Raw genomic sequence first — 11,944 nt, forward strand, 5'->3', positions numbered from 1 at the left:
TGCCACCAATTAATTGATGACACTTTTTTGTGTTATTAACTAAATTAGGTTAGCTTTTAATCAGCTCTCCAGAATTTGCGTCATAATATTTTTGGCTACCGTCAGCTTGTGTTACTGCGGCTCCCTTAACTTGATGACCATTGGCATCAAAATATAGTTGTTGTCCATTTATATTCTGTGCACCAGTTACAGCAACACCATTAGCACCAAAGTATGCCCATGATCCATCTGATATACGTTCAAAGCGATTCGTCACCATTTCACCAGAATCTGCATCGTAGTAATGCATCTTCCCATCAGTAGCCGTGTATTCACGACCCTTAACTTGGTTACCATTGCTTTCAAAGAACAAATGTTGACCATTAATGACTTGTGCTCCGGTTACGAAGTTACCTTTTTTATTAAAGTATGCCCATGATCCATTTGATAACTTTTCAAAACGATTAGTGATCATTTCACCAGAGTTAGCATCATAGTAATAAACTTTTCCCTTTTTATCAGTCGCTTCCTTACCTTTAATCTGTTTTCCGTCAGCATCAAAGAACAATTTTTGCCCACTAATTGTCTGTGCACCAGTTACAGCGATACCGTCAGCACCAAAGTATGACCATGTACCATCTGTATTTTCACCAAAGCGGTTCGTCACCATATCACCAGAATCAGTATCAAAATAGCGTAGCTTTCCATTTGCATCTTTCACGGAAGTCCCTTTGACCTGAATACCGTTCTTATCAAAGTATTGGATATGCTTCTGCCCATCAACAGTTACTGTTGTTAAGCCAGCATTAGCCATAACACCATTTTTGTCAAAGTAACGCCAAGTCTTATTAGCTAACATATAGTACCCATCAATTGCTTGTTTGCCATATTGATTGAAATAATACACATTTCCTTTACTATCTTCTAAGATAGCATCTTGTAATTCAATACCATTGGGCAAGAAATAATAAGTATTGTCATTAACCGTTTGGAAACCGTATGTCATATAACCATTCTTGTCAAAGTAATACCAATTAGATTTGTCATCTTGAATAAATGTATCTTTTGCCTGGTATCCACTTGTAGAATAATATGTCATCCCACCATCAGTTGAAACAAATCCAGTGTTTGATTCTTCATTCGTCAATTGTTTTGGTAAAAATACACTGCTATTGCTTGATGTGCTTACCTTGAAGTACTCATTTGTGGCCCAGTCCTTAAGGACATAGTAAGCCCCACGACCTTGAATGTTAGTACCGTTAAAGTACTTAGCGGACCATTCTTTTATCTTTTCACTAGGATCCATTGGTACACCTGTTGAAATTTGTTTCTTTTCGAATAGAGCCGGGTACAATTTCTTGATTTCATCAAGGAACTCTCCACCATATAGTGCCTGATATTCTCCGCCACCAACGGTTTGTGAAGCATACAATGTTTTATTAATTACAGAATCTTGATTATAGATTCCCGAGTTGTTAACACGTTGTACCGCAACCACTTCTTTACCTGTCAAATTATAAATCTGATCTGGTACCCAATCTGCCATTGCTTTGATACCTGTCGCATGCAAAGCTTTAATAGCTGTACGGAGTTGATCTACAGTACCATACTTTGTTGGTGTATTGAATCCAAGGTCATAACGATCAGTAAATGCATAACCATTTTGAATAATTGAATCTAAGAAACTATTATCCGTACTTGAACGATATTGTGGTGGAAACTCGAAGTTTGTAATTCCCCAACTCTTGTATAAATCAGTATTGTTTGCAATTTGTACATTAGCATATTCAGCTTCTGTGGTTGGTGTAGATTGGAAGTTAGAGAAACTTTCATAAATAACTTGAGAATCAAGCGCAGCATTTGAATGCAATGTTTGCCCATCAGTAGTTGTAGCTGTACTACTTTCAGTTCGCGCATCTTGAGTATCTGAAGCACCAACCGGTACCCAGACCGCCAAGTATCCAGAAACTTGTGGATTTGCTGTACCCACAATATCTGAACTATTGAAAATAAGTTGCCCATTACTATTTGTATATCTTATTAAGTTTTGTGAAACATCACTATCAGATACATAAGTAGCTATGCCATCTTTAGTTGTTAACAAAGCAGGACGATATGCTTGGTTCTTATGTGCTATACCCATATCAACAACTACTTGATCTGTATTGCTTAACTTCAAATCTGGGTTATTACTTTCAATTACTGCGATACCTTGCGTACGCGTTTCATTTGTCCCTGCATCGGTAGCAGTCATCGCACCATTACCATAACGGACTGATGTCAAAATGCCTCGATAACTATCAGCAGCCATACTACTATCACCTTGCATATATTTCATAGACATTGCTTGTCCGCCAGAAACATACTTGATACGAGACTTCAGCAAAGTATCAATTGCATCGTAATAAAGTGACTTTGTTGCCATGTATTGACCATCATCTGTATACATATCACCATAGTACACACGTGGCACTGTATCTTTATTCGTTAGTATTGTGGCGTAAGTACTTGGAATGTTATATTGTGTGAATTCTTTATCCGTTTTCAATTGATCAGCATTATAAATTTTAAATGCTTCTGTTAATTGGTCTATCGTTGGTGATAAGCCATCAGAATCCGGATCAATTCGTTGTTTAATAATTTCAGCAATAACTGTTTGTACTTCACTATCATGTGCACGAACAAAAGAATAATTTGGTTGTGCAGTATTCTCTGTCGAATCGTTTGTACGATTAACTAAACTATTTGTCAAGAATGGCTCTAAACCACTTCTTTTATTACCGTATTGATCCACTGGTGGCATAGTGAGTGAGTATTTTAATGACAAACGCAATTTATTATCCATTGATAATTGATTATTGCCGTTGTCTTTCACATATTCAGCATCATTGTCACTCCAGTCTTCAAGAATGGAAACATGTTGATTCGAAATTGTATCACTCTTATCGACACCATATGCTGCCTTGAAATAATCAGCTGCAATTTGCAATAAGTCAGCATCAACGTTATCAACAGCATCTACTCGAATACTATCAAAGTTAGCATCTGCATCATTATTAGTAATTGATCCAAAATTTAACAAATAATACATCCAATTTAATTGTTCTGCTTGAACAACTGGGTTTGAATTATCCACATCATTGGCCAAGAGGAAGTCATAACCACCTTGAGTTGGATCTGTCGTATACAAAGGCGTGCCTGTTTGATTTGTTGGTGTGCGATTAAGTAATCGATAATCAGAATTTGCATCTGGTGTTTTATCACTATTGACATACAACAATGCACCACCTTGCAAATGATCAGTTCCTTTTGATTCACTAGCAATATTCCAATTTGATTGGCTATCAACAAATTTTGAAATGTCATCCTTGAGCCATTGTGTTTGGCCTTCTTGACTAATTTTTTCTTCAATCTTCACTTGAATGTTTTGTGCTGCTTTATTCAAGGCTTCTTGACTGTCATCTGAAGTATAAACAGTTTCCGTTTCAGTGGTATCTAAATACTTCATCGCATTCAAATAATTTACTTGTGTTGCCTTATCTGGCCACCAAGTCATTAACAATGGTCGTAAATCATCATCCTTTGATGATTCCCAGTTTTGGCCATTGACAAGTATGTCCTTTGGCCTGTACCAACTGTCGGCTGTTAGGTACCCGTCAACATTTGTATAACTATCAGAAGATGTACCAACTGAGGCATTATGCTCCGTATAATTATTATTCTCACTAGTCAATCCTTCTAAAAATTGATAGTCATTTGTATCAGCTAATGCGCCAGTCTCTTTATCAAAATAAAGTACCTTACCATCAATTACGGTAGCAAAGTTCTTTTTAACTTGACCATCATCATCGTAATAATATGTTTTGCCATCAATCGTTTTCAGGTTCTTTGAACTGGCTTCTAATGCTGCAGTAGTATCGGTCGTCTTCGAATTGTTATCAATCGTTTGACTTTTTTGTGCCGATGAACTCACATTTTTATCGCTTGTCGCATCTGAATTATTATTATCAGATGTGCCGACTGTTGTGGCAACCTTATCGTTCGTTGATGTATTGGCTGTCGTGGCTGCCTTATCATTCGTTGATGTGTCGGCTGTTGTGGCTGCCTTATCGTTCGTTGATGTGTCGGCTGTTGTGGCTGCCTTATCATTCGTTGATGTATTGGCTGTCGTGGCTGCCTTATCATTCGTTGATGTGTCGGCTGTTGTGGCTGCCTTATCATTCGTTGATGTGTCGGCTGTTGTGGCTGCCTTATCATTCGTTGATGTGTCGGCTGTCGTGGCTGCCTTATCATTCGTTGATGTATTGGCTGTTGTGGCTGCCTTATCATTCGTTGATGTATTGGCTGTCGTGGCTGCCTTATCATTCGTTGATGTATTGGCTGTCGTGGCTGCCTTATCGTTCGTTGTAATTGATTTGTCAGTCGTAGTCGCATCTGAATTCGATTGATCGACTGCCGTGGCTACTACTACCCCATTGTTTTGTGAAACATCAGCTTGTGCTTGTTGAATAAAACTGGTAACACCAATTAATGAAACACTCCCTGCAATGACTAACATTTTTCCAGATTTATACATCTTTTTCCGGAAAACGCTTGTTACATTTCTATTTCTCATTTACTTCTTCCCTTCATTCTTTCCCTTCCTGACACAAATGACTATTCTCTGAGTAAAACGGTTATTTGTGTTTGTGAGATCATAAACATTTGTGACTAAGAATGTTTTGTCAGCAATTGTTTTTACAAACGTTAATCATTAAAACTAACTATTTTAATATATAATGAAACAAATATTTAAAATAAATTATGCAGAATTGAATAATTAGAAATCATTAAGGTTATTCTAATATATAATAAGTCACTGTTTTTAAATAAAATATAAAAAGTTAAATAATTATAGGTTACTAAGAATATGAATAATAAAAAAGGATCTGTTATCAAAGAAATTAGGAAGATACGAGGAATATCTCAACAACGGTTGGGTGTTTTAATTGGCTCACAATCAATGGTATCTAGAATAGAGAATAATAAGACAGAACCAACTGATCGCACAGTACTTTTGTTGTGTAACGCCCTAAACATTTCATTTGAAGAATATTTTTCGGCTGTTTTTGGAAAAAAAAAAACAACTTAAAAACCCTGACAACTGTTTTAAATCAATATTATCAAGGCAATGATCGTCAAAAATTGAATCAATTAACACAAGTATTACAAAATGATACAATCAAGAATCCTAACGACCCATTCATGCGTCATTATTATTTAATGTCGCTATCTACTTTGTATCACTTAGATTTCCTGGTTGCATCAATCGACGATCAGAATGAATTGATTGATTACTTTTTTAATATTAGTTACTGGCAGTTTTATGACTTATGTTTATTGGCGAATGTAGTTAACATGATACATGTTGAAAGAAGCACACCTTACATATCTGACATACTGAAACAGTACGCTACGAATAATATGCCAATGGCATCCGTTGAAACTGTGAGCAAACTATTGATTAATGCTTTGGAAACAAGTATTATACAAAAAAAAGATGACTTCACTAGATACCTATTAGATAAAATTAAAAAATATAAATTTAACACCGATGACTTTAAGTTTCAAACGTGGCTACTATTTTGGACTGGGGTGTTTGAGAATAATAATAACAAAATTAGGCACGCCTATAGTATTGCTACGTACCTACATCAAAATATTACTTTAGAAAATTTTGATAAGTTTTTAAAAATTACTCAAACACCAAGTCCTTTTTTTGAAGACACAAAAAAAGACACGCCTAAAAGTTAAACTCTTAGATGTATCTTTTATTAACTAATTATTATAAATCTTGTTGGAAATCCATTGGTGTATAAAGTTTCAATAGTTTGCTAAACACAAATTGTGCAATGAATCCTGCAATGATAGGAATAACCAACCATGCCAGAACTGCAATCGCTGGATTAATGAAGTGATTCATAACTGTTGAAGGTACAGTAGAATCTTTGACCATTGATTGGATTGGTGATACCAATCCAATATAACCAAATCCAGCTGTTGTTGGTGTACCCTGGATATTAAACAACGCAACTGGAATACCAGAAATCGCGGCAGCTAACAAGAATGATAGCATCGTCACCGGCTTTGCAAATACTGATGGCATCATACCTTTCATGGCACCTAATGCAATAGCAACTGTTACACCTGGCTTATTGACTTTCCATGAATTAATCAATAACACAATGGTTGTAGCAACAACACCCATGGCAGCCGCACCAGATCCAATTCCTGATAGACTAATTGCCAAAGCAATTCCAACAGTTGAAACTGGTGTAATAATAATAATAGCAAAAGCCATTGCAATTAACATTGCCATAGGTACAGGGGCTAATTTAGTAAATGTTTCAACTAATTGACCAATCCAAGTAGTAACATCCCCGACATAGGGCGCAATCATTTTACCGATCAAACCAACGCCACCACCGACAAGAATAGGACTTAAAATAATAGCAACTGATCCAAATCCTTTTAGGTAACGAGCAACAAGCCAAGTAATGAAAACCGCAATAGCGGAAACGATCATTGCATTGATCACATCACCAGCACCAGATGCTATATAAACATTAGCAGGTGCTACGGAGTTGAGGCCAGTCACTGGATTAAGCCACCCCTTAGGTGCAACAGCCCACTTGATTGATCCAGAAGCTACGGCTGTTGCTATCGCAACAACACCAACATCTAAGCTCTTCATTTTGAACTGTAAAGCAACCGCCATACCAATCAAAAATGGAATCAATGATGTGAATAACGTTAAAATAGCACTCAAGTTAGCACCAAATGCCGTAGTACCCAGACCTGAATACTGAATGATGTACTTCATAACAGCTGATGGCAAAACTCCAATTAAAATACCTTGCGCTGAACCTGACAAAACCTTAAAAAAGAAATCCTTCAAGCGTAAATCAGTTTGACCACTAAACTCAACGGGGGCATTTTCTTTCGCTTTACGTGCATATTCTTCATTACGCAAATCTTGCGATTCTTTGGCAGACCACTTCTCGCCTTCTGCTTTGATAGACATACTATCATTTCCTCTTTTCAATTCATATTTGTGACACACCCCTCACTGCGCCACACTCTCTCCCAAACTTACGATATTATAATCAAAATTGTTTGATTATTTTTTCACAAACCCCTCGGATAAAAAATTCCCAAACATTGAATCTGGGAATTCCATTATATTAATATTCAACAGCAATAGTTGGCTTCTCACCCTTGGCAAAAGCAACTGCTGCATCAAATGATTGGTGAACCATTTCTAGAACAGCTTTAGTTGTGTAGAAAGCCGTATGTGGCGTAACCAATACATTTTCGCGTGCAATCAAGTCAGCAATCTTAGCATCTGGGAATTCTTTACCAGACCAATCTTCATTGAACAAGCCAACTTCATTTTCATAAACGTCCATACCGAAGTCTGAAATTTTACCAGAATTCAAACCATCAATAATAGCATCAATGTCCATCAAATTACCACGCGCAGCATTCATGATAACCACGCCATCCTTCATCTTAGCAATAGATTCTGCATTGATTAGATGATGGTTTTCAGGAACACCCGGAACATACAATGAAATTGCATCAGCTTGTGCATATAATTCGTCTAATGTGTCAACGTACAAACCTTCTGCTTGTAACTCAGCATTTGGGTACTTGTCATAAGCAATAACCTTTGCCCCAAAGCCTTTCAAAATGTTAATAGCAACACGTCCAATATGACCTGTACCAATAACACCAACTGTTTGCATACGCATTTCACGTCCAATTGTTGGTGCCCAACGCAAGTCGTGCTTAGCAATTTTGGCATCCAATGCTTTCGTGCGACGTAGCAAACGAGATAATTGAATCATTGAATGTTCTGCAATAGCGTTTGGTGAATAAACAGGAACATTTGAAATGTTAAAGTTAAATTCACGTGCTGCATCAAAATCAATGTTATCTGTACCAACGTTACGCAATGACAAGTTAGTAACACCAACGTTAGCTAAAGCTGTCAATGTTTCACGTGTATAGTCCAATTGTTGATAAACAACAGCTGAATCTGATCCCTCAGCTAAATTAGCTGTTTCAGGTGTCAATAACTCTTGTGTGTAGTCCACTTCAATCTCTGGGTTAGCCGCTTTCCATTCTTCAAGTGATGGCTTTTCATCATCACGAATGCCGTAAGCAAAAATCTTCATAAGATCCTCCAAAATTTTATTTCATCTATAATTGTACCCTATTTCACGAGCTAACGCACGTGATTAATCCCATATAATGTACAGATTTCAGAAAAAATTTACCCCTTACAAATGACAGTCGTTAAACAAATGTAACCCATTCCATTTTCTTTACCTTAATCACTAATTAAAGCACTTTCCACCAGCTATAATAATATGCCTACTAATAAAGTAACAAGCATTCCCATAAAAACGACAACTAAATTTTTAATGGCCAAAATGAATGTGTCCTTTTTGACAGGATGATTCACGAATGCACGTGCATTTTTGATAATAATCGGCAGTAAAATTAATAAAGTATAAGAAGTTGTTGGCAACCAGCCAACTAGTGTCACGAGTATAATTTCAACAAAAGCTAAAATAGCCCAAAAGACGTATATTTTTTTCGCATTTTTAATGCCTATGTAGTGAACTAACGTATGTCGATCATTTGCTTGATCTTCATCATAATCAGCAATGTTATTAGCAAACATAATCTCTGCAATAAAAATGGTCAACGGTAAACTGACAATAAACCATTGAAACAGTACATTACCTGTCGGCACCATGCGTGTGTTTACATATACTTGAGCCACAAAAATAAAATAGCCCATTGTTATTCCAGATACAATTTCACCAAATGGTGTATTTGTAATCGGTTTTGGTCCGGCAGAATAAAAATAACCAATTAAAAAACTAACAATTCCAATAATCCAAGTTATATAATCTGTTCGCAAAGCGACAGTAACTCCTGCAAGCACTGCAATCAATGCCAGAACTTCTGCAACACGCAATACTTGTTTATCAGTAATTGTTTCAGCATCATCAGACTCCCTCAAAAACGAGTTCTCTTTTTGTCGTTTATTATCCTCGTAACGATTGAAAGTATTAACGGCTAAATGTACCGCAACCGTTGCAATAATTAACAATAATGTATTCAACCAATTAACACGAGCATACTGCCACTGGCTATATGCTAAACCAACTAATAGTGGTGCAATACTCGGTACAACAACCCGAATCTCCACCAAATCTAAAAACTGCTTATATGTCATCATTTTATAAATCCTCTGACATTTATTGTATCAGAAAACAAAAAACGACACTGCATCGTGTCGTTACAATAAATGTTAAATTTTGAATTAGTGCATACTATCACTTACTCTCATATGGCGTTAAGCGAATTTTACCGTCGATATACTCGCCAACAAATATGTCATTAATACTTTCATAACCTTGATTCTGTACAGTATCAGTTAACCATGACTCATCACGATCAATGACCTCCAATACATCTGTATTGATTTGTCCATCAAAAATAATAGGATATTTCATATTCTCCTCACCGGCTAATATTACTGTCAGTTGTCCATTTATTTCAAGCACAGCTCTTTTAACTTGAGACAAATCATAAACACTTTGTGATCGCAATTTAAACATTAAATCATTCGCTGATAAGCCAGAAGACAGGACGTTTTTGATGTTCACTTTTCCTTGTTCAATAACAACCTTAGGCTGTCCATCAATTAATAGTTTGACGTAACGATTATGTTCTTTTAAAAACTTGAATGTCATCACTAACATTGTCCAAATAATCAATACAATTGTAAATTGAAAAACTGTGATGGTGTCTGAGTATATAACTGCGCCAATAATACCACCCAAAACATAATTTTGAACCTGATCTAACGCGTTTGTTGGTGCTAAATTACCCTTGCCCATGACATTAATCTGAATTATTAAAGCTACCAACCCAATTGCTAGCTTAGTTAATATGGGTAGATAAATACTCATTTGACCACCTTCACTTTCGAGTTAATTAGGTATGCACGTGTCAGGCTATAAGATTGTTGATCAGCGCTGATCGTGAGTCGATAATATTTTTTTTCCATTTTGACCAACATACCATCACTCACTGTTGTCGAATTAAAATATAATTTATCTTTGGAAACGCCTTGCGTTTTGGCAAACTTAGATACAAAAGCAGCCATTTGCGTTTTTTGATCATCTTGAGATTTAGCTTGTTGATAGTCTGTATATCGTGCCCCAGCTAGAAATAAAAAAAGCAACAACGCTATAATACTCAATTCGCGATAACGAGTTTGCAAACGATTTCTAACTGAAGCAACTGCTCCTACTGCCATCAATACAAAAACAACAACCATCAGATATTTACCAATAGTATCGTTTATATTAGTTTGTTTTACTAAATAATCAACAGAATAAAAGTTCATCTTAAAAATTACCTCGCTAATTATCATACCATATCTGAAAAATACATTGCGATATGATTGACCTTGCTTGAACCTATGCATAAAAAGCGCTATATTATTTGTATTATACTTACTTAAAAAAAGGAGCTTTTATCTTGGAAACAGAAATTACAGAACAACAAATTAAATTGTTGCGCGAACAGACATCAACTCATCAAAATGATGTCATTCGTCGCGCTGTTGTTAAAAATGGCATTTACAATGCAAGTTTCAATCAATCGGTTGTAAACGCTAATATGCCAATATTTTCCATTGACTTAGACACAGGTAAAGTGGCAAACCAAAAGCAGTCCGGCCGTTGCTGGATGTTTGCCGCATTGAATACTATGAGACATGATATTAAAGACAGATTTCATATTAGTGATGAGTTTCAACTTTCACAAAGTTATACACTATTCTGGGATAAATTTGAAAAAGCGAATTATTTTTATGAAAACATCCTAAAAACGGCAACTGAATCATTGGATTCACGTCGCGTCTCTTTTTTGCTAACCACACCGCAACAAGATGGCGGCCAATGGGATATGATGGTCTCAATCATTTCAAAATACGGCGTCGTTCCACAGGCAGTCTATCCTGAGTCAAATTCTTCTTCTGCCACTAAAGAGCTTAATAGTACGCTGAATACGCTTTTACGCCACGATGCAACTGTTCTCCGTGACCTAGTAGCTAATCAGGCCACAGAAAAAAATATCGCGGACATGCGTAATAGTATGCTTGCCAACGTTTATCGTGTCTTGTCTCTAACTTTAGGCGAACCACCGGTTAAGTTTGATTTTGAATATCGTGATGAATTAAATAAATTCCATGTTGAACACCAGATTTCACCCCAAAACTATTACAAAAAGTTTGTTGGTTGGGATTTGGATGAATATGTATCTATTATTAATGCACCAACTGTAGATAAACCCTATAATGCTACCTATAATGTTGAAATGTTGGGCAATGTCATTGGTGGTCGTGACGTAAAACATCTCAATGTGGATGTTAACAAAATGAAAGATCTGGCTATTGAACAGCTTAAAGATGGCCAGAGCGTCTGGTTTGGTGTAGATATGGGCCCTCAAGTTGACCGTGACAGTGGTCTAATGGCTAATAATATTTTCTCGACAGATGAATTGTTCAGCGTTAATTCAAGCATGACCAAAGCACAACGATTAGACTATGGTCAAAGTTTGATGACTCATGCCATGGTATTGACTGGTGTTGATCTTGACGAAACAGGAAAGCCCAAAAAGTGGAAAGTTGAAAACTCTTGGGGTGAAAAAGTTGGTAAAAAAGGCTACTTCACAATGTCAGATGAATGGATGAGTGAATATGCTTATCAAATTGTCGTTGAAAAAAAGTATCTGGATTCAAAACTAGTTGATATTTACGAAAACACCACGCCCACACTTCTGGCCCCATGGGATCCTATGGGTGCACTAGCTTAATTATGATAAATGGAGATTTACT

9 protein-coding genes are annotated in these 11,944 nt (G+C 36.4%); 3 read left to right on the top strand and 6 right to left on the bottom strand.

Features of this window, described 5'->3' with window-relative positions; all coding sequences use genetic code 11:
* Positions 1–49 precede the first annotated feature (49 nt).
* A complete protein-coding gene (locus JNUCC76_RS09310; RefSeq protein ID WP_454154290.1) occupies positions 50–4,594 on the bottom strand; it encodes a glycoside hydrolase family 70 protein in 4,545 nt (1,514 codons plus the stop codon).
* A 294-nt stretch (positions 4,595–4,888) separates the two neighbouring features.
* On the opposite strand from JNUCC76_RS09310, the gene JNUCC76_RS09315 reads away from it, so the two are divergent.
* Together JNUCC76_RS09315 and JNUCC76_RS09320 are read left to right on the top strand one after the other, a co-directional pair.
* Positions 4,889–5,110 (top strand): helix-turn-helix domain-containing protein, encoded by a 222-nt coding sequence (locus JNUCC76_RS09315; protein ID WP_454154292.1) that lies wholly within the window; start codon positions 4,889–4,891, stop codon positions 5,108–5,110.
* 53 nt (positions 5,111–5,163) lie between these two features.
* On the top strand, positions 5,164–5,772 hold the full coding sequence (locus tag JNUCC76_RS09320; RefSeq protein WP_454154294.1) for an Rgg family transcriptional regulator: 609 nt from the start codon (positions 5,164–5,166) through the stop codon (positions 5,770–5,772).
* A 31-nt stretch (positions 5,773–5,803) separates the two neighbouring features.
* Here the strand turns inward: JNUCC76_RS09320 and JNUCC76_RS09325 are convergent, their stop codons facing one another.
* The 5 genes from JNUCC76_RS09325 to JNUCC76_RS09345 all read right to left on the bottom strand — a co-directional run bounded on the left by JNUCC76_RS09325 (position 5,804) and on the right by JNUCC76_RS09345 (position 10,450).
* The gene (locus tag JNUCC76_RS09325; RefSeq protein ID WP_454154296.1) at positions 5,804–7,042 is read right to left on the bottom strand and encodes a PTS sugar transporter subunit IIC; all 1,239 of its coding nucleotides are present in this window, start codon (positions 7,040–7,042) and stop codon (positions 5,804–5,806) included.
* A gap of 160 nt (positions 7,043–7,202) precedes the next feature.
* A complete protein-coding gene (locus JNUCC76_RS09330) occupies positions 7,203–8,198 on the bottom strand; it encodes a D-2-hydroxyacid dehydrogenase (RefSeq protein WP_454154298.1) in 996 nt (331 codons plus the stop codon).
* Between the two features lie 185 nt (positions 8,199–8,383).
* Positions 8,384–9,271: a prenyltransferase gene (locus JNUCC76_RS09335; protein ID WP_454156559.1), complete on the bottom strand. Its 888-nt coding sequence runs from the start codon at positions 9,269–9,271 to the stop codon at positions 8,384–8,386.
* 100 nt (positions 9,272–9,371) lie between these two features.
* Entirely contained in the window at positions 9,372–10,010 is a 639-nt protein-coding gene (locus JNUCC76_RS09340; protein WP_454154300.1) for a DUF421 domain-containing protein, read from the bottom strand.
* A complete protein-coding gene (locus JNUCC76_RS09345; protein WP_454154302.1) occupies positions 10,007–10,450 on the bottom strand; it encodes a DUF3290 domain-containing protein in 444 nt (147 codons plus the stop codon). The genes JNUCC76_RS09340 and JNUCC76_RS09345 overlap by 4 nt, the downstream gene beginning before the upstream one ends.
* Positions 10,451–10,584: 134 nt before the next feature.
* Here JNUCC76_RS09345 and JNUCC76_RS09350 point away from each other — a divergent pair, with 134 nt between their 5' ends.
* Positions 10,585–11,922, top strand: coding sequence for a C1 family peptidase (locus JNUCC76_RS09350; RefSeq protein ID WP_454154304.1), 1,338 nt, complete (start codon positions 10,585–10,587; stop codon positions 11,920–11,922).
* Positions 11,923–11,944 lie beyond the last annotated feature (22 nt).

Source organism: Leuconostoc sp. JNUCC 76 (assembly GCF_053667755.1).

Excerpts from the sequence above, each read along its gene's own strand:
- JNUCC76_RS09310 (WP_454154290.1), bottom strand. The coding sequence starts at position 4,594 with ATGAGAAATAGAAATGTAACAAGCGTTTTCCGGAAAAAGATGTATAAA.
- JNUCC76_RS09340 (WP_454154300.1), bottom strand. The coding sequence starts at position 10,010 with ATGAGTATTTATCTACCCATATTAACTAAGCTAGCAATTGGGTTGGTA.
- JNUCC76_RS09315 (WP_454154292.1), top strand. The coding sequence starts at position 4,889 with ATGAATAATAAAAAAGGATCTGTTATCAAAGAAATTAGGAAGATACGA.
- JNUCC76_RS09335 (WP_454156559.1), bottom strand. The coding sequence starts at position 9,271 with ATGACATATAAGCAGTTTTTAGATTTGGTGGAGATTCGGGTTGTTGTA.
- JNUCC76_RS09325 (WP_454154296.1), bottom strand. The coding sequence starts at position 7,042 with ATGTCTATCAAAGCAGAAGGCGAGAAGTGGTCTGCCAAAGAATCGCAA.
- JNUCC76_RS09330 (WP_454154298.1), bottom strand. The coding sequence starts at position 8,198 with ATGAAGATTTTTGCTTACGGCATTCGTGATGATGAAAAGCCATCACTT.
- JNUCC76_RS09345 (WP_454154302.1), bottom strand. The coding sequence starts at position 10,450 with ATGAACTTTTATTCTGTTGATTATTTAGTAAAACAAACTAATATAAAC.